The sequence below is a fragment of the Streptomyces aurantiogriseus genome (assembly GCF_014649375.1).
GTDB classification, from domain to species: domain Bacteria; phylum Actinomycetota; class Actinomycetes; order Streptomycetales; family Streptomycetaceae; genus Streptomyces; species Streptomyces aurantiogriseus.
Genome location: NZ_BMSX01000002.1, coordinates 579,083 through 597,422, shown reverse-complemented (window position 1 = coordinate 597,422; position 18,340 = coordinate 579,083). Strand labels below are relative to the sequence as shown.

The following is an 18,340-nucleotide window of genomic DNA, read 5'->3' as shown; positions in this document are numbered from 1 at the left end:
TCACCTCCGGGGGAGCAGCACATTACGGTGCCATTCGAAGAATGCAGGCAGGACGGAACGAAGGACGCGGAAAGCCGATATTCCACCGCGCACCGTGCCGATCCGGACGAGTTCATGTTCAGGAGCGTCCACGACCACACGGACGGCCGCAACCGGGCGTGCCCCCGCGCGGACGGCGCTCAGGAGCGTGGCCGCCGACTCCATGTCGACCGCGATCGCGCCGGTCGCGCGCAGGTCGGACCGCTCCGGGCCGCGCACGACGTGGTCGGAGCCGGTCAGGGGGCCGGTGTGGACGGTGCGCCCGGGCAGCGCGCGCACGAGTTCCTTGACGAGCAGTTCGGTGTCGACGCACGGCACGGTGCCGCGCGGGTCGCGGGTCTCCTCGGCGACGACCAGGTCGCCGGGGTGCATGCCGGGGGTGAGCCCCGCGCAGAAGCCGGTGGCCAGGACGGCCGCGCCGCCGAGCACCGGGTCGGCCAGGACCCTGGTGACGGAGCGTTCGGCCGCCTTGGGCCCCATGCCGGTGCGCAGGAAGGTGACCGGCCCGCCGGCCCCACCGCGGTCGCCCATGCGCAGGGCGAGGCGCTCGATGCCGAGCGCGCAGGCGATCAGCAGCGGGGCGGGGGCGGGCTGGGCGTTCATCAGCTCCCCTCGGCCTCTGCGGCAGCCGTGTCGTCGACGACCACCTCGATCGTCGTCTCGGTGAACGGCTCCCCATGGACGTACCGGCCGAGCGCGGTCAGCGGGAAGACCTGGCGGTAGAGGTGGTAGTTGATGGAGAAGTCCCAGGGGAAGCCCGTGCCGGTGAAGTAGCGCTCGTCCCAGGAACCGTCCTCGCGCTGGGTCTCGGCGAGCCAGGCGACGCCCCGCTCGACGGCCTTGGAGTCCTTCTCCCCCGCCGCGATCAGAGCCATCAGCGCCCAGGCGGTCTGGGAGGCGGTGGAGGCGCCGCGGCCGCTCCAACGAGCGGCGTCGTGGTACGAGCGCAGGTCCTCGCCCCAGCCGCCGTCGTCGTTCTGGACCCGCTCCAGCCAGGCGACGGCCCGGCGGATCGCGGGGTGCTGGGTGGGCAGTCCTGCGGCGGTCAGGGCGGGCACCACCGAGCCGGTGCCGTAGACGTAGTTGACGCCCCAACGGCCGAACCACGATCCGTCCGGCTCCTGTTCGGCGAGCAGCCACTCGATGCCGCGCCGGGTGCGCGGGTCGTGCGAGAGGCCCTCGACGGCGAGCATCTCGACGACGTGCGCGGTGACGTCGGCCGACGGCGGGTCGATGACCTCGCCGAAGTCGCAGAACGGCAGCCGGTTGGGGAACGGGCTGGTGTTGTCGACGTCGAAGGCGCCCCACGCGCCGTTCCTCGACTGCATCCCGAGGTTCCAGCGCACCCCGCGCGCGATCGCCTTCTCCACCCGCTGCGGATCGTGGTGCTGGACCCGGCGCAGCGCGAGGACGACCTCGGCGGTGTCGTCGATGTCCGGGTAGTTGTCGTTGTGGAACTCGAACGCCCAGCCGCCCGGCGGGAGTTGGGGTCGGCGTACGGACCAGTCGCCGGGCCGTACGACCTGCTCGCCGAGCATCCAGTCGGCGGCCTTGACGAGCTGGGGGTGGTTGGCGGGGAGCCCGGCGTCGGCGAGCGCGATCGTCGCCAGGCAGGTGTCCCACACCGGCGACTGGCAGGCCTCGATCATCCGGGCGCCGTCCTCGCGCCACACGGCGTAACGATCCAGCGACTTCAGCCCCTCCCGCATCACGGGGTGCTGAAGGTCGTAGCCGAGCAGGTGCAGGGCGATCACCGAGTAGACGGCCGGGGGCTGGATGCCGCCCCAGCAGCCGTCGTTCTCCTGCCGCTCGATGATCCAGCGGGCCGCGGAGTTCATGGCCGCCCTGCGCAGCCGGCGGACCGCGACCGTGCGGTAGCCGCGCACGACCTTGTCGAGCCGCTGGAAGAGCCCGTCCCAACTGTTCATCGGGGCAAGGGGCTTGGGCGGGTTGGGGTTCGCGGGATCAGTGTGCAGCTCGTCCAGCGGGAAGGGCGCCGGGCGCACCGGGCGCTTCGCCGAGACCACCGTGAGCGGGACGATCGTCTGCCGGGCCCAGCAGCCGAAGTTGTAGATGCTGAGCGGGAACCACTTCGGGAAGTAGAGGAGCTCCGGCGGGAGTTCGGGAAGGTCCTCCCACTTCCACCAGCCGAACAGGGCGAGCCAGATCCGGGTGAAGACGCGGGAGGCGGCGATGCCGCCCTGGTCGCGGATCCAGGCGGAGGCCCTGGCCATGTGGGGTGCGTCGGGCGCGTCGCCGGCCAGCCGCAGGGCGACGTACGCCTCGATCGTGGTGGAGAGTTCGCCCGGGCCGCCGTAGAAGGTGGCCCAGGTGCCGTCCTCGCGTTGCTCGCCTCTGATGAAGAGGGCGGCGGCCCGGGTCGTCGGCTCGTCTCGGATGCCCAGGAACTGACGGAGCAGCAGGTCCTCGGCGTCCATCGTGACGTTCGTCTCGAGGTCGCCCTTCCACCAGCCCTCGGCGTCCTGCCGGGCGAGCAGGAAGTCGGTCGCGCGCCGCACGGCGCGCACGGCGGCTTCGTGTACCCCGGCCGCCACGGGGGTGTCGATGTCGGTGTCGCTGGCCGCGGCAGCGCGGGGCGGCAGGGCCCCGGTGCTTCCGTCGGTCGTCGCTGTCATGGCTTCCCCTTCGTGCAGTGTGCATGTCGTGCGTCTGCTGTGGGTCCGCCGTCGGCCGGTGCGTGACTCGCCTCGCTGCACCGGCCGGCGACTACGCGAGGGCTATTCGACCGATAGTGATCATCTCTTTCGTACGACGACGAAGTCGGCGAGCGCCGTGAACCGGGCCCGCACCTGCTCGGGCATGTCGACGGCGTTCAGGGCTTCGATGGCGATGGTGTGCTGACGGCGTGCCTCCCCGGCGGTCCACTCACGGCCGCCCGCCTCCTCGATGAGGGCGGCCCGGGCCGCGAACTCCTCCTCGGAGAAGTTCTCGAAGTCGCTGCTCTTGGCGTCCGCGGCGAGGATCTCGCCGAGTTGCTCGGAGGCGGAGCCGCCGGCCGCGAGCGCGGCGACGACCGGCAGGGACTTCTTGCGCTGGCGCAGGTCGCTCCAGGTCTGCTTGCCGGTGGCCTCCGGGTCGCCCCAGATGCCGAGGAGGTCGTCGACGGCCTGGAAGGCCAGGCCGAGGTGGTAGCCGTACTTCTCCAGGGCGTCGGCGGTGCGGTCGTCCGCGCCGCCGAGCACGGCTCCGATGGAGCTGGCGCAGGCCAGCAGGGCACCGGTCTTGTTGCCCTCCATCTCCAGGCACTCCTCGACGCTGACGCGGTCGCGGTGCTCGTAGGAGATGTCCTGCGCCTGACCGTCGATCAGGGCGCGGGTGGCGGTGGTCAGGCGACGGGTGGCGCGGCCCGCGTCGACGGTGCCGAGTTCCAGCAGCACCTCGTTGGCCAGGGCGAACAGGGCGTCGCCGACCAGGATGGCCTGGGCGGGGCCGTGCACCTTCCAGACGGTGTCGCGGTGGCGGCGCTGCTCGTCGCCGTCCATCAGGTCGTCGTGCAGGAGCGAGAAGTTGTGGACCAGTTCGACGGCGACCGCTCCGGGGACACCGACCTCGGGCGCGGCGTCGGCGACCTCCGCGGAGAGCACGGCGAGCGCGGGACGGACGGCCTTGCCGCCGTCCCCGTCGGTCGGATTGCCCTGGGCGTCGATCCAGCCGAAGTGGTAGGCGGCGACCGTGTCCATGGGAGGCGCCAGACGGTCGACGGCCGCCCGCAGCACCGGCGTGGCCAGGGTCCGGCCGCGCTCCAAGAGCGCGGTCACGTCCACCGCGTCGGAAGCCGTCGAGGCCGGGGGCACAGTGGGCACAGTTTCTCCTCTTGTTGCGGTACCGGAGGGGGTGCGGGGATGTGCCGAGCCGTGCTGATCCTGATCGAGCATCACGCTGCCTCCTCGAAGGCGAAGAGGTGGCGGGGGCGGGGCCGGCCGAGGGTGCCGAGCGCGGCGTCCGCCGCGCTCACACCGCTGCGGACCGCACTCTCCATGGTCGCGGGCCACCCTGTGGCGGTCCACGCTCCGGCCAGGTACAGGCCGGGTGCCTTGGTGCGGGCGCCGGGCCTGAGCCGTCCGACGCCGGGGGTGGGGGCGAACGTCGCCGTGCGCTCCCGGGTCACGAAGAAGTCCTTCACCCGCGCGCCGCGCGCGCCGGGCAGCAGCCGCTCCAGCTCGGGCAGGTAGCGCTCGCGCAGCGCGGCGACGGGCTCGTCGATCTCGTCCTGCGCGGCCGACTGCGACAGCGCGAGGTATTGGCCCTCGCGCAACCCGGAGGCGTCGGTGCGGTCGAACACCCACTGCACGGGCGTGCCGAGCGCGGCGAGGAAGGGGGTGGCGAGCACCTTGCGGTCGTAGACGACGTGCACGTTGAGGATCGGCGCGGTCCCGATCCGCAGCAACCGCTCGGGGGCGTCGAGTGCCCCGTCCGGCAACAGGTCGTACGCCTCGCGCTGCGGTACGGCGAGGACGACGGCGTCCGCCGCGAGCGTCCCGCCGGGAACCTGAACACTCCAACGCCCGTTGTCGTCAGTGGAGACGGAGGTGACGCGTGTACGGACTTCGGTACGGACGCCCGCGGAGTCGAGCGCCTTGCGGGCCAGCCGGTCGTGCAGTTCACCCAGCGGGACGCGCGCCCAGCCGATGTCGGCCGCGCCCGGGTCGGACAGCAGACCGGTCTTGAACACCATCGCGGCGAGCCCCAGGGAGGCGTCGCCCGCGACCGCGTTGAGGGTGGCGACCCCGACCAGGTCCCACAGGGCCTCCACGGCACGCGCCGACTGACCGTGCGCGGTCAGCCAGCTGCCGAAGTCCTGCGCGTCGAGCGCCGGATCGGCGAGGTCGAGTCCCTTGAGCGCGACCGCGGCCCGGCCCACCTTGGCGCGTTCGGCGAGTGAGAGGTGCGGGTACGTGGCGAGGCTGCGCCCCAGGTGGAGGGGGACGGGCAGCGCGTCGCGCCGCAGTCTGCCGAGCCGCCGCCCCTCGGGTCTGGCGACGTCGACGACGGGCACGTCGAGACGATCCTGCAGCGGTGCCAGCGCCGCGCCCCCGATCCGGTCGAGGAACCAGCGGTAGGCGGTACAGCAGCGCAGGTACACATGCTGTCCGTTGTCGACGGTGAGCCCGTCGCGCCGGAAGGAGAAGGCCAGGCCGCCCAGCCGGGGCCGGCCTTCGAGCAGGGTGACGCGTACGCCCGCGTCGGCGAGCGCGAGCGCCGCGGTGACACCGGCGAGGCCGCCGCCGACCACGACGGCGTCCCGCCCGGACGTTTCCGGGGCAGGTGAGAGCAGCTCGTCGCTCATGGTGTCCCCTCCCCTGCGCGCCCACCGGGACGCCTGACCTCCGCACGGCGGGCCGTCGCAGTCAGGGACGCCGCGCCGCACCGGAGGGTTGCGTGCCACTTTTCGCCAGTGACATCACCTTGGTCCACTTTGTCGCCCGCGTCCATCAGATCTGCCTCCTGACGGCCAGCCGGGACACATACCGGGCGTCCAGACCGGACAGCCCGCGCACGGCGACGTAGGCCTTCTCCCGGCCGGGCAGGGAGACCCGGCCGCGCAGGACGGCCTCGGGGTCGCGCTCGATGCGGTCGAGGAGGCGGCGGTAGATGCCGGCCATCGCCGCGACACAGGCGCCGCTGCGCCGGTCCAGCATGGGCAGCAGCCGGTAGCCCTCGGCGAAGAGAGCGCGGGCCCGCCGCACTTCGAAGTGCACGAGGCCCGCGAAGTCGGAGCCCTCCGGCGGCCTCGGCCCGTCGAATCCGGCCGAGCAGCCGAACTTCGCCAGGTCGTCGGCGGGCAGATAGGTCCGGCCGCCCGCGGCGTCCTCGCGAACGTCTCTGAGAATGTTGGTGAGTTGGAGTGCGAGCCCCAGCGTGTCGGCGTACTCCGGTGCGCGCTCGGCGCCACGCGCACCCGGTTCGGTACCGAACACACCGAGCGAGAGCCGGCCGATGGCGCCCGCCACACAGCGGCAGTACACCTTCAGGTCGTCCCAGGTCTCGTAGGTCTCGCCGCGGACGTCCATCAGGACGCCGTCGATCAGCTCGTCCAGGCCGACCAGCGGGATCGGGAAGGTCCGCGCGGCGTGCGCGAGGGCCACGGCGACGGGGTCGGTGTCGTCCTCCTCGACCTCGCCCGCGCCGATCCGGGTGAGCAGCGCCCGGGTGTCCTCGAGCCGGGCGACCTTGACGTCGCCGTCCAGGGCGCCGTCGCCGATGTCGTCGACACGGCGCGAGAACGCGTACAGCGCCGACATCGCCCGCCGCTTCGGCGTGGGCAGCAGCCGGATGCCGTACGCGAAGTTCCGGGCCTGCTGTCCGGTGACGGCCTCGCAGTAGCCGTAGGCGGCGAGTACCGGTGCGGACACGTGTGGCGGAGAGTCCACGGTCCGGATCACCCCTCTCCTCGCAGGGTCACGCCCACCTCACGCAGCAACCGGAGCTTGCCGGGCTTGGGCGGGCCGGGAAGGACGTCGTACTCGGCGGCGGAGATCGCGTGGATCGCCGCCCTTCCCCCCGCCACGAACCCTGCGAGCAGCAGCCTCAACCTGCCGTGGACGCTACCCACCAGGGGGGCGCCTTCATTCAGGAGGTCGCGGGCGCGTTGCGCTTCGTAGGCGAGCAGAGCGCGCACCGACGCGCCCGCGGTGTTCGCGGCGAGGTCCGCCTCCTGGACGTGAAAGCGCTTCATGTCCGTGGCGGGCAGATAGACGCGGTCACGGCCGAGGTCCTCGGCCACGTCCTGGAGGTGTTCGACGATCTGCAGGGCGGTGCAGACCGCGTCGGAGCGGCGGATGCGCTCGGGGGTCGCCGTGCCGGTGACGGCCAGGACGAGGCGGCCCACGGGGTTGGCGGACAGTTCGCAGTACGCCAGGAGGTCGTCGTAGGTGTCGTAGCGCGTGACAAGCTGGTCCTGGCGGTTGGCGGCGATCAGGCCGAGGAAGGGCTCGGGGGTGAGGGCGCGGCGGCGGACGGTCGGCTGGAGGCGGCGCAGCAGGGGGTGGCGGGGCGTGCCGTCGAAGACACGGCGCAGGTCGGTCTCGAAGGCGTCCAGCAGGACGAGGCGGTCCTCGGCCTCGGTGGCCGACACGCCGAGCAGCCGGGCGTCGGCGCCGCCCGGGGCCAGGTCGCCGTCACCGATGTCGTCGACGAGGCGGGCGAAGCCGTACACCGCCATGAGGTCGTCGCGCCAGGCGCGGGGCAGGAAGAACGGGGCCACGGGGAAGTTCTCGTCGGCGGCCTTGGCGAGGGTGTCGCGCTCCGGGTCCCCGATGCGCGACACGGTCGGCGCCGTCATCGTCGACTGCCTGGAGCAAGGACGGCACATGCTGCGTTGAGCTGGGGAGTTTCCGTAGCCATTGCCGTCACATCTCCCGTTCTACACCGACAACCCAAGACCCACTATTTCGGACACGCCGCCCAGCCGCCCGCGCGGCAGCCCTGCCTGAGGGTGTCGCGCATTATCGCCCCACTTGACGCGTTTCGGGACCGGTACAGCTTACGTTGTACAACGCAGCGTGGTTCGCGGGGGTGTCCCGCAGATCACAACAACACACCGATTGGTGTCAAGATTCCTGAGATGCCCCGGAGTTGACGTTTCCTTTGCAGACGCAGGGCCCCGCCGGGCAGTTCCGGCGGGGCCCTGGGCGGCCGGGGCTACTTGCCCGAGAACTTCTCGTACTCCTTGAGGACCTCGTCGGTCGGGCCGTCCATGCGCAGCTCTCCGCGCTCCAGCCACAGCACGCGGTCGCAGGTGTCCCGGATCGACTTGTTGCTGTGGCTCACCAGGAACACCGTGCCGGCCTCCTTGCGCAGCTCCCGGATGCGTGCCTCGGAGCGCAGCCGGAACTTCGCGTCACCGGTGGCCAGGGCCTCGTCGATCATCAGGACGTCGTGGTCCTTGGCGGCGGCGATGGAGAAGCGCAGGCGGGCCTGCATACCGGAGGAGTAGGTGCGCATCGGCAGGGTGATGAAGTCGCCCTTCTCGTTGATGCCGGAGAAGTCGACGATCTCCTGGTAGCGCTCCTTGATCTGCTCCCGGGACATACCCATGGCCAGACCGCCCAGGATGACGTTGCGCTCTCCGGTGAGGTCGTTCATCAGGGCCGCGTTGACGCCGAGGAGCGAGGGCTGGCCGTCGGTGTAGACCCTGCCGCTCTCGGGCGGCAACAGACCGGCGATGGCGCGCAGCAGCGTGGACTTGCCGGAGCCGTTGGAGCCGATCAGGCCGATGGCCTCGCCCCGGTGGGCGACGAAGGAGACACCGCGCACCGCGTGCACCTTGCGCACGCCGCGGTCCCCGCTCCGCTTGACGATGCGGCTCAGGGCGGCGGTGGCACTGCCCTTGCCGGTCTTCGCGCCGTTGACGCGGTAGACGATGTGGACGTCGTCGGCGATGACGGTGGGGACCCGCCGGTCCGCTGCCTGCTCAGCCACGGCCGTACCTCTCCTCCGCCTTCCAGAAGTACACGAAGCCGCCGATGGCGAACAGGACGGCCCAGCCGCCGGCGACCGCCCAGACATGGTCGGGGAGGTTCTGGGAGCCGTACTCCTCGATGAGGGCGAAGCGCATCAGGTCCATGTAGATCGCGGCCGGGTTCCACTGCAGGACGTTGGCGATCCACTGCGGCTTGTCGGCGAGGAAGACCGGGATGGAGAACATCACGCCGGACGCGTACATCCACGTGCGCATGACGAACGGCATCAGCTGCGCCAGGTCCGGGGTCTTGGCGCCGGCCCGGGCGAAGATCAGCGCCAGACCGGTGTTGAAGCAGAACTGCAGGACGAGGACCGGGACGATCAGGACCCAGGAGGCGTCCGGGTAGCTGCCGAAGGCGATGGCCACCGCGAACAGCACGATCATCGAGTACAGCAGCTGCTGGAGCTGCTGGAGGGCGAAGGAGACCGGCAGGGAGGCGCGTGGGAAGTGCAGGGCGCGCACCAGGCCGAGGTTGCCGGAGATCGCGCGGACGCCGCTCATCACGGAACTCTGCGTGAAGGTGAAGACGAAGACGCCCGTGACCAGGAACGGGATGTACACGTCCTTGTCCATCCCGCGGCCCGCGTCGAGGATCAGGCCGAAGATCGCGAAGTACACGGCCGCGTTCAGCAGGGGCGTGGCCACCTGCCACAGCTGGCCCAGCTTGGCCTGGCTGTACTGGGCGGTCAGCTTCGCCGAGGAGAAGGCCAGGATGAAGTGGCGTCGGCCCCAGAGCTGGCGGACGTAGTCCGGCAGGGAAGGCCGGGCGCCGCTCACGGCCAGCCCGTACTTGGCGGCCAGTTGCGCCGCCGTGAGGCCCTCGTCGGGCGACGTGGGCGCGCTCACCGCGACTCCGCCGTCATGCGTTGTCTCACTCACCAGTAGGAAACTTTCGTCTTCGGGATGCGCAGCCTGGTCGGGTCTGGCATGAGCCGGGGGGCCGCGGAACGCTCCGAGGCCCTCGGGGACGAGCTTGTCAGATGACGGGGGGCCGGCCCAGTCGGGTCAGCCGCCACACCGTACGCCACTTCATGGGCCTGCGCGGTCCGCACGGCGTGGTCCACCCTTCCCGGAAGCCGCCGAACCACGCCTTCAGCGCGGACCGCGAGGGGCGGCGCAGCAGCGTCAGCAGCAGCCAGACCCCGAGGTAGACCGGGACCAGCGGAACGGGAAGGTTGCGGCGGGCCAGCCAGACGCGGTTGCGGGCGACCATGCGGTGGTAGACCGCGTGCCGCGAGGGCGCGGTCGTCGGGTGGTACAGCACCATGTCGGACCGGTAGTCGATCATCCAGCCCGCGTCGAGGGCCCGCCATGCCAGGTCGGTTTCCTCGTGCGCGTAGAAGAATTCGTCCGGGAGGGCGCCGGCTTCGGCGAAGACCCGGGTGCGGACGGCGTTGGCACCGCCGAGGAAGGTGGTGACCCGGGAGGAGCGCATCGGGTCGGAGGCGCGCAGCCGCGGCACATGGCGGCGCTGGGTCTCGCCGGTGTCCGGGTCGGCGATGCGGAAGCTGATGATGCCGAGCTTCGGGTCGGCCGCGAAGGCCTGGCGGCACAGCTCGGCGGTGTCGTGGTGCGCCAGCAGGCCGTCGTCGTCGAGGAACAGCAGGATGTCGACGTCACGGCCGCTGGGGCCGAAGGCCTCGATGCCGACGTTGCGGCCGCCGGGGATACCGAGGTTCTCGGGCAGCTCGACGGTGCGGACGACCGAGGAGAACTGCGCGACGTCGGGGACCGGGGAGCCGTTGCCGACGACGACCACCTCGACCGGGTCGCCGTCCTGCTTGGCGACCGAGTCGATCAGGGCGCGCAGCTCGTCGGGGCGGTTGCCCATCGTGATGACGACCGCGCCGACCTTCAGGGAGGAAGAGGCCATGGCACTCACCGCAGCCTGCTCGACACGAGGATGGACACGAGGTGCAGCAGCGTCTGCAGCAGCGCGATGCCGGCCAGCACCGCGACCCCGAGCCGGGAGAAGAACAGGTCGCCGCGCATCTGGTCCACGACCGCGAGGACCAGGATCAGCAGGGACGCCTCGATCCCCAGGATCAGCCGGTGGAACTTGAGCGCCGAGGCGGCCCGGCGGGCCAGCGCCATGCCGGAGGAGCGCGGCTCGGACGCCGTCTCCTTGACCGGCGGCAGCCCGCCCTGGTGACGGGCGACGCCGACCAGGTCGGTCTCGGCCTTGATCAGGATCGCGCCGAGGGCGGCCAGGGTGCCGAGGAAGGCCCACAGCCAGTCGATGCGCCCCGAGCCCCACAGGTCGGCGGCGCGCAGACCGAAGCCGACGAGCACCGCGGCGTCGGTCAGATAGGCGCCGACCCGGTCCAGGTAGACCCCGCCGAGCGAGTACTGCTTCTTCCAGCGCGCGATCTCGCCGTCGACGCAGTCCAGCAGCAGGTACAGCTGGACACACACGACGCCGAGCACGGCACCGGCGATCCCCGGCACCAGCAGGGCCGGGGCCGCGAGCACGCCGAAGACGGTCATCAGATACGTGAGCTGGTTGGGCGTGACCCGGGTGTTCACGAGGTAGCGGTCGACCCGCAGGGACACCTCGCGCATGTAGAGGCGTCCCATCCAGTGCTCACCGCTGCGCCGGTCCTTCACCCCCGGGGGGTGGACGACCGGTCTGAGTTCAGCTACCGATGGCCTTGACATAGTCGGCGTAGATGTCCTTGATCTGTTCGGTCTTGAGGTCGAGGTGTTCGAGGATCGTGTAGCGGCCGGGCCGGGTCTGCGGGGCGAACTCCACCGCGCGGACGAACTCGTCCGTGGTGAAGCCGATCTCCTCCGGCAGTACCGGCAGCCCGTGCCGTCGCAGCACCTCGGCCATGTAGGCCGACTCCTCGTGGGCTCCGCGCAGGTACATCGCGAAGGCCGCGCCCAGGCCGCACTGCTCGCCGTGGGCGGCGGCGCGCCGGGGGAACAGCAGGTCGAAGGCGTGGTTGATCTCGTGGCAGGCGCCGGAGGACGGGCGGGAGTCGCCCGACACCGACATGGCGATACCGCTGAGGACCAGTGCCTCGGCCAGCACCTGCAGGAAGTCGGTGTCCCCGATGCCGCCCGGATGTCTGAGGACCGCCTCGCCCGCCTGCCGGGCGATCGCGGCGGCGAGGCCGTCGATCTTCTCGCCCTTGACACGGTTGGCCAGCTCCCAGTCCGCGATCGCGGAGATGTTGGAGACGGCGTCACCGATACCGGCCCGCACGAAGCGCACCGGGGCCTCCCGGATGACGTCGAGGTCGATGACGACGGCGATCGGGTTCGGGACGCCGTAGGAGCCGCGGCCCGCGTCGTTGTCGAGGGTGGCGACCGGGGAGCACAGACCGTCGTGGGCGAGGTTCGTCGGGACGGCGACCAGCGGGAGGCCGACGCGTGCCGCGGCGAACTTCGCGCAGTCGATGATCTTGCCACCGCCGAGGCCCACGACCGCGTCGTAGTGGCCGGCCTTTATGTCACCGGCCAGCCGTACGGCGTCGTCGAGGGTGCCGCCGCCGACCTCGTACCAGGTGGCACCGGGCATCGAGGGGGCGAGCCGCTCGCGCAGCCGGGCGCCCGAGCCGCCGCTGACAGCGACGGCGAGCTTGCCGGAGTGCGAGATGCGCTCGTCCGCGAGGACGCACGCCAGGTCCTCGAGGGCACCCGGGCGGATGTCCACGACGAGTGGCGAGGGAATGAGCCGGGTCAGTACTGGCACGCGATCTCCCGTCCCCGGGCGAGATCGTCGTGGTTGTCGATCTCGACCCAGTCGACGTCGCCGATCGGTGCCACGTCGATCCGGAAGCCGCGGTTGACGAGCTCCTGGTAGCCGTGCTCGTAGAACTGCTGCGGGTCGGTCTCCCAGACCGCCTTCAGCGCGTCGGCCAGCTCGGGGGCGGCGTCGCCCTCGATGAGGGTGACGCCGATGTACTCGCCGGTGGCCTCGGTGGGGTCCATCAGCTTGGTGATCTTCGTCATGCCCTTCTCGGGGTCGACGACGACCTTCATCTCCTCGTCGGCGAGCTGCTTCACCGTGTCGAGGGCGAGGATGATCTTCTTGCCGTCGCCGCGGGCGGCGAGCAGCGTCTTCTCGACGGAGACCGGGTGGACGGTGTCGCCGTTGGCGAGGATCACCCCGTCCTTGAGGGCGTCACGGCCGCACCACAGGGAGTAGGCGTTGTTCCACTCCTCGGCCTTGTCGTTGTCGATGAGGGTCAGCTTGAGGCCGTACTTCTCCTCCAGGGCCGCCTTGCGCTCGTAGACGGCCTCCTTGCGGTAGCCGACGATGACCGCGACCTCGGTCAGGCCGATCTCGGCGAAGTTGCCGAGGGTCAGGTCCAGAACCGTGGGTTCGCCCTCTATGCCCGCGGGCCCCACCGGCACCAGCGCCTTGGGCAGGGTGTCGGTGTAGGGGCGCAGACGCCGTCCGGCGCCGGCCGCCAGCACGAGGCCGATCATGCGGGTTCTCCTTCGTCGTGTACGGCGGGAGCCCCTGCGGACACCCAGAAGCGGATGCTCTCGGCGAGCACCACGAGGGCGACGGCCACGGCGAGCACCGTGAGCGCGACCGTGAACTGCGTGGCGGTGAGCACCGTGGCCAGGATGCCGACGAGCAGCGTCCGCCCTTCCTGCCCCCCGATGACGCGCACCAGCCAGGCCGGCGGCGCTCCGGCGTTGCCGCGGATGCGGTACACCGTGTCGTAGTGATGGTAGGCGACGGCGGCAACGAGCCCGAAAGCCGCCGGTAGCGCCCCGTTCACATCCGCCCGGGCGGCGAGGATCAGCACCGTGCAGTACTCGGCGGCGCGGAAGAGCGGCGGGACCAGCCAGTCGAGGGCTCCCTTGAGGGGGCGGGCGACTGCGTCGGCGGACACCAGGACGTACACGACGGCGGCCACGACGAGCGAGAAGCCCGGCCCGTCGAGCCAGGCCGCGAGCACCAGCAGGACGGCGCCGACAACGGCGCTGAGGGGGGCCGGAATGCGGATCCCGGCGGGCAGGGTGCGGGCGAGCAGCTCGGCCGCCGGCCCGCTGTCGGCCAGGTCGGCCAGCGCCTGCGCGGCCCGGTCCGTGCGCCGCGCCTTGCGGGTGACCGACCGCAGCAGGCGGCCCGCCGTGGTGTAGCCGGCCGCGAAGGCGCAGCCGATCAGCAGCGCGTAGAAGGTGACGCGGGGGGTGGTGGCCGCGGTCAGGACGGCGATCATGGCCCATCGTTCGCCGATGGGCAGCACTATCATCCGGCGCACCCACACCGTCCAGCCGACGCTGTCCAGCTTGTCGGAGAGGGCGGCGGTGGGGCTGGTGTTGGCGGTGGCGTCGTGGTTCGCCTCGTTGAAGGAGAAGTCGACGACGTGCCGGCAGGTCTGCAGGATCATCGCGCCCAGCGCCAGCGCCCACACGTCGTCGCCGCCGCGGGCCGCCCCCAGCGCGAGACCGGCGTAGTAGGCGTACTCCTTGGCCCGGTCGAAGGTGGCGTCGAGCCAGGCGCCGAGGGTGGAGTACTGCAGGGAGTAGCGGGCGAGCTGGCCGTCGGTGCAGTCCAGGACGAAGGAGAAGATCAGCAGGAGGCCGGCGGCGACGAACCCGCCCCGGGTCCCGGTGGCCGCGCAGCCGGCCGCGATGAGCGCGGTGATCAGCGAGGCGGTGGTGACCTGGTTGGGGGTGAGGCCCCGGCGGGCGCACCAGCGGGCGAGGTAGCGCGAGTAGGGGCTGATGAAGAAGGTGGTGAAGAAGCCGTCGCGGGACTTCACGGCCGACTTCAGGCGTACGGCCTCGTCGTCGACGGCGGAGACGGCCTGCCGTGCCTCGTTGCGGGCCTGCGGGTCGGCGGGGACCTCCGCGACCAGGCTGCCGAGCTCGGGCCGGTGGACGTCGGCACCGTCGGCGTCGAGGGCGGTGACGACGCGGTCGGCGAGGCTGTCGACGTCCCCCACGCTCGACTTCGCTCGCGCGGGGGCACCCCCATGGGCCGTACCGCCGGTCGCGGAGTTCTCCCGGGCCATCGCGCGGGTCAGGGCCTGGCGGCCGTCCGGCTGGGCGGTGACGGCGCCCGGGATCGCGGCGAGCGGGAAGCGGGGGTCGGTGAGACCGAGGCGCAGCGCGTGCAGATGGCCCACGAAACGGGTGTCGACGACGGCCACCCGCTGGTCACCGGGGACGGCGGCGAGGAGCGTCTCCGCGTCGGCGGCGTCCGCGGCGACCCGGACGTCGAAGCCGAGGGACCGCAGGTCCACCTCGATCGACGATCCGGGGACCGGCGGACCGGTGAGGATGGCGGTCGGCAACCGAACTCACTCCCTGGGTCCCGACGCGTCCGCGCCGGTCATCTGCATGGTGGGGGCGCCCCTTGGCGGCACCAGGCGGGCGATGTCGGCAGAGGCTATCGGATGCCGTGAAGACCGTGTTCACCGGCCGTTCAGTCGGGATCATGACGGGCCCGGGAGCACCGGCGTGAGCCTGCCTCTGCCGAGATCATCATCGGTGATCGACGGCCCGGCCCACAAACCGCGCTCCGAGAAGGCCCCGCGGCGCCCGCGCGCGAGAAGTGAGGCTGTCCTGACCTGCGGTTCGTTTCCGCAGGTCAGGGCACATGACAACGGTGTTCAGTGCCGCGTTGCCAATACCCCCCACCCGTAGTTCACTGTGGTCTCGGGCGACACACAGGAGGGCTGTCCTCATGGGGGCTGGGCACGACCACGGCCACGCACACGCGCCGACCACCGGTACGGCGGCGGCGGCGTACCGCGGCAGGCTGCGCATGGCGTTGGCGATCACGCTCACCGTGATGGTGGTGGAGATCGTCGGCGGGGTGCTCGCGGACTCCCTCGCCCTGATCGCGGACGCGGCACACATGGCCACCGACGCGGTGGGCCTGGGCATGGCACTGCTCGCCATCCACTTCGCGAGCCGGCCCGCGAGCGCGAACCGCACCTTCGGCTACGCCCGCGCCGAGATCCTTGCCGCCCTCGCCAACGCTCTGCTGCTGCTCGGGGTGGGCGGCTACGTCCTGTACGAGGCGATCGTGCGGTTCTTCACACCGGCCGCCACCGAGGGCGGGCTGATGATCGTGTTCGGTGCGATCGGTCTGGTCGCGAACATGATCTCGCTCACGCTGCTGATGCGCGGCCAGGCGGAGAGCCTGAACGTGCGGGGAGCCTTCCTGGAGGTGGCGGCCGACGCGCTGGGTTCGGTGGCGGTGCTGATCTCGGCGGCGGTGATCCTGGCCACCGGCTGGCAGGCCGCCGACCCGATCGCCTCACTCGTCATCGGCCTGATGATCGTGCCGCGCACGCTGAAGCTGCTGCGCGAGACGCTCGACGTCCTGCTGGAGGCGGCGCCGAAGGACGTCGACATGGCGGAGGTGCGGGCGCACATACTCGCGCTGGACGGTGTGGAGGACATGCACGATCTGCACGCCTGGACGATCACCTCCGGGATGCCGGTGCTGTCGGCGCACGTGGTGGTGCGCTCGGAGGTGCTGAACGCGATCGGCCACGAGAAGATGCTGCACGAGCTCCAGGGCTGCCTGGGCGACCACTTCGACGTGGCGCACTGCACCTTCCAGCTGGAGCCGGTCGGACACGCGGAGCACGAGGCGCGGCTCTGCCACTGAGCGGCACGGTCCTGCGGGCCGCGGTGAGCCATCCGTACGGACGCGAGCGGTACGACCCTGCCGGACGGTATGCGGACACCTGTTCCGGACGGTTCCGCGCCCGGCACGCCGGGCAAGATCACCCACCGGGGCTCCGTTGCCGTGCGCGGACATGCGGGCTTTCGCGCGAAGTGCCGGGAGCGCCGGACGCGTGCGGCAGACTGGGGGCGCGAGGACCGATGCTAAGGATGGGTATGCCGATCACATCTGCCACCACGACGACCGGCTCGTCGAGCGGCACCGCGGACGCGATTCTGCTGGAACTCGTCGACGAGGACGGCGTGACCATCGGCACCGCGGAGAAGCTCGCCGCCCATCAGCCGCCGGGGCAGCTGCACCGGGCGTTCTCCGTGTTCCTCTTCGACGAGCACGGCCGGCTGCTGCTCCAGCGGCGGGCGCTCGGCAAGTACCACTCCCCCGGTGTGTGGTCCAACACCTGCTGCGGTCACCCCTACCCCGGTGAGGCGCCCTTCGCGGCGGCCGCGCGGCGCACGTTCGAGGAGCTGGGCGTGTCCCCGTCGCTGCTGGCCGAGGCGGGTACGGTCCGCTACAACCACCCCGACCCCGCCTCGGGCCTGGTGGAGCAGGAGTACAACCACCTCTTCGTCGGCATGGTGCAGTCCCCGCTGCGACCGGATCCGCAGGAGGTGGGCGACACGGCCTTCGTGACGCCCGCCGAGCTGGCCGAGCGGCATGCGAAGGACACGTTCTCCTCGTGGTTCCTGACCGTGCTGGACGCGGCCCGGCCGGCGGTCCGGGAGCTGACGGGTCCCTCGGCCGGCTGGTGAGCCGGGGCCCGACGGGCCCTACAGGACCCGCGCGGCCTTGAGCGGCAGGGCGGCCCAGATCACCTTGCCGCCGCTCGCCGTGTGTTCGACGTCGCACACCCCGCCCGCCTCCAGGGTGATCTCCCGTACCAGGAGCAGTCCCCGGCCGCCCGTCTGGCCGTGGTCGGCCTCCAGGGCGGTGGGGCGGTAGGGGTGGTTGTCCTCCACGGACACCCGCACCCACTCGGCGCCCACGGCCACCTCCACCGCGAGCACCGGCGACAGCAGCGCCGCGTGCCGGACGGCGTTGGTCACCAGCTCGGAGACGATCAGCAGGAGCCCCTGGAGCAGGTCGTCCGAGACCGGTACTCCCTGGCGGAACAGCAGGTCCCGCACGGCGTGCCGCGCCTGCGGGACGGAGACCTCCACGGCGGCGGCGGTGAACCGCCACACCCCTTCGTACGGCAGTGGTCGCGGAACGTCGTGCTCAAGGGGCTCGTCCTCGAAGGGTTCGAGAGGTGGGCCTGCGTCGCCTTCTGGGCGTGGGCCGGGCCCGCGCCCGTGGTTGTCCATCGTCCGGTCGCCACCCTCGCGCTCGATTGTCACCACACGTCGAGTGTTGGTAACGAGGCGCTCCCCTCCGGATGACTGAACAGAAGTCAGCTGTTATCGAGCGTTTCCGACCGCTGAAGCCCAAAACAGCCGGAAAGGCGGCCACTCCAGTCGCAGTCGTGCCGCCTTCGTGCACTATTCGGGTTGTACGGGTTTGGCGGCACGCTCGCCCGATTCGTCCGCCGGGGCGCTCTTCCCGGCCAGCCGCTCCGAGACCAGTCCGACGATGCGCCGGCCGCCGAAGCCGGTGGCGATCAGCCCGAGGCCGTCGAAGAGCAGGGCGAGGGAGAAGAAGCAGCCGATGACGTACTGGCTGCTGCTCGGCCAGTTCGCGAGCACGAGGATGCCCAGCAGCAGGTCGAAGGCGCCCACCAGGAGCGTCCAGCCGAACTGCGGGCCGCGTACGACCAGACTGCCGACCAGCCGGAACAGGCCGCCGGTGAGGAAGAGCAGGGCGGCGAACATGGTCAGCGCGTCGGCGGCCGTGTCGGGACTGCGGATGATCACCACACCGGCGGCGATGTTCAGGGCGGCGACGATGACACCGAGCCAGAAGAAGTTGCTGCCGCGCGCCTGGATCGCGTGCAGCAGGCCGACGGCGCCGCCGATCAGCAGCAGCCAGCCGAACAGGATCATCGAGGTCAGCGTGGCGATCCCGGTGTAGACGAGACCGACGAGCCCGGCGACGACGAGGATCACACCGAGCGCGGCGAGCCAGCCGAACCCACGCTGCAGCTTCACCGCCTCACCGTGGGAGTGGGTGGACACGGCCATGGACGCCTCCTCACGAGCTCTCTCCCCTTTGAG

At 71.4% G+C, this 18,340-nt stretch carries 18 protein-coding genes; 2 read left to right on the top strand and 16 right to left on the bottom strand.

Annotated features, from left to right (window positions below):
• The 14 genes from IE263_RS06100 to IE263_RS06040 all read right to left on the bottom strand — a co-directional run bounded on the left by IE263_RS06100 (position 1) and on the right by IE263_RS06040 (position 14,787).
• Entirely contained in the window at positions 1-642 is a 642-nt protein-coding gene (locus tag IE263_RS06100; RefSeq protein WP_189932979.1) for a 5'-methylthioadenosine/S-adenosylhomocysteine nucleosidase family protein, read from the bottom strand.
• On the bottom strand, positions 642-2,675 hold the full coding sequence (gene shc / locus IE263_RS06095) for a squalene--hopene cyclase (RefSeq protein WP_189932977.1): 2,034 nt from the start codon (positions 2,673-2,675) through the stop codon (positions 642-644). Before shc ends, IE263_RS06100 begins: the two co-directional genes overlap by 1 nt.
• A gap of 120 nt (positions 2,676-2,795) precedes the next feature.
• Positions 2,796-3,863 (bottom strand): polyprenyl synthetase family protein, encoded by a 1,068-nt coding sequence (locus IE263_RS06090; RefSeq protein ID WP_189932975.1) that lies wholly within the window; start codon positions 3,861-3,863, stop codon positions 2,796-2,798.
• A gap of 71 nt (positions 3,864-3,934) precedes the next feature.
• Positions 3,935-5,347, bottom strand: coding sequence for a hydroxysqualene dehydroxylase HpnE (hpnE, locus tag IE263_RS06085; RefSeq protein WP_189932973.1), 1,413 nt, complete (start codon positions 5,345-5,347; stop codon positions 3,935-3,937).
• Complete coding sequence (locus IE263_RS49930) at positions 5,344-5,493, bottom strand: DUF6380 family protein (RefSeq protein WP_373311872.1); 150 nt, start codon at positions 5,491-5,493, stop codon at positions 5,344-5,346. Before IE263_RS49930 ends, hpnE begins: the two co-directional genes overlap by 4 nt.
• Complete coding sequence (gene hpnD / locus IE263_RS06080; RefSeq protein ID WP_189932970.1) at positions 5,493-6,443, bottom strand: presqualene diphosphate synthase HpnD; 951 nt, start codon at positions 6,441-6,443, stop codon at positions 5,493-5,495. The genes IE263_RS49930 and hpnD overlap by 1 nt, the downstream gene beginning before the upstream one ends.
• Entirely contained in the window at positions 6,440-7,342 is a 903-nt protein-coding gene (gene hpnC / locus IE263_RS06075; protein WP_189932968.1) for a squalene synthase HpnC, read from the bottom strand. The genes hpnD and hpnC overlap by 4 nt, the downstream gene beginning before the upstream one ends.
• A gap of 359 nt (positions 7,343-7,701) precedes the next feature.
• Complete coding sequence (locus IE263_RS06070; RefSeq protein ID WP_189932966.1) at positions 7,702-8,481, bottom strand: ABC transporter ATP-binding protein; 780 nt, start codon at positions 8,479-8,481, stop codon at positions 7,702-7,704.
• Complete coding sequence (locus IE263_RS06065) at positions 8,474-9,403, bottom strand: ABC transporter permease (protein WP_189932964.1); 930 nt, start codon at positions 9,401-9,403, stop codon at positions 8,474-8,476. Before IE263_RS06065 ends, IE263_RS06070 begins: the two co-directional genes overlap by 8 nt.
• Before the next feature lie 97 nt (positions 9,404-9,500).
• On the bottom strand, positions 9,501-10,397 hold the full coding sequence (locus IE263_RS06060; RefSeq protein ID WP_189932962.1) for a glycosyltransferase family 2 protein: 897 nt from the start codon (positions 10,395-10,397) through the stop codon (positions 9,501-9,503).
• A gap of 5 nt (positions 10,398-10,402) precedes the next feature.
• A complete protein-coding gene (locus tag IE263_RS06055; RefSeq protein WP_189932960.1) occupies positions 10,403-11,182 on the bottom strand; it encodes a CDP-alcohol phosphatidyltransferase family protein in 780 nt (259 codons plus the stop codon).
• A complete protein-coding gene (locus tag IE263_RS06050; protein ID WP_189932958.1) occupies positions 11,160-12,221 on the bottom strand; it encodes an iron-containing alcohol dehydrogenase family protein in 1,062 nt (353 codons plus the stop codon). Before IE263_RS06050 ends, IE263_RS06055 begins: the two co-directional genes overlap by 23 nt.
• Positions 12,209-12,961 (bottom strand): phosphocholine cytidylyltransferase family protein, encoded by a 753-nt coding sequence (locus tag IE263_RS06045; protein ID WP_189932956.1) that lies wholly within the window; start codon positions 12,959-12,961, stop codon positions 12,209-12,211. The genes IE263_RS06050 and IE263_RS06045 overlap by 13 nt, the downstream gene beginning before the upstream one ends.
• Positions 12,958-14,787 (bottom strand): DUF5941 domain-containing protein, encoded by a 1,830-nt coding sequence (locus IE263_RS06040; RefSeq protein WP_189932954.1) that lies wholly within the window; start codon positions 14,785-14,787, stop codon positions 12,958-12,960. The genes IE263_RS06045 and IE263_RS06040 overlap by 4 nt, the downstream gene beginning before the upstream one ends.
• A 392-nt stretch (positions 14,788-15,179) precedes the next feature.
• On the opposite strand from IE263_RS06040, the gene IE263_RS06035 reads away from it, so the two are divergent.
• The gene (locus tag IE263_RS06035) at positions 15,180-16,115 is read left to right on the top strand and encodes a cation diffusion facilitator family transporter (RefSeq protein WP_189932953.1); all 936 of its coding nucleotides are present in this window, start codon (positions 15,180-15,182) and stop codon (positions 16,113-16,115) included.
• A 233-nt stretch (positions 16,116-16,348) separates the two neighbouring features.
• The gene (gene idi, locus IE263_RS06030) at positions 16,349-16,942 is read left to right on the top strand and encodes an isopentenyl-diphosphate Delta-isomerase (RefSeq protein WP_189932951.1); all 594 of its coding nucleotides are present in this window, start codon (positions 16,349-16,351) and stop codon (positions 16,940-16,942) included.
• A gap of 18 nt (positions 16,943-16,960) precedes the next feature.
• Here the strand turns inward: idi and IE263_RS06025 are convergent, their stop codons facing one another.
• Together IE263_RS06025 and IE263_RS06020 are read right to left on the bottom strand one after the other, a co-directional pair.
• Positions 16,961-17,494, bottom strand: a complete 534-nt coding sequence (locus IE263_RS06025; RefSeq protein ID WP_189933209.1) for an ATP-binding protein — start codon at positions 17,492-17,494, stop codon at positions 16,961-16,963.
• Positions 17,495-17,668: 174 nt separating this feature from the next.
• On the bottom strand, positions 17,669-18,307 hold the full coding sequence (locus tag IE263_RS06020; RefSeq protein ID WP_189932949.1) for an HdeD family acid-resistance protein: 639 nt from the start codon (positions 18,305-18,307) through the stop codon (positions 17,669-17,671).
• Positions 18,308-18,340 lie beyond the last annotated feature (33 nt).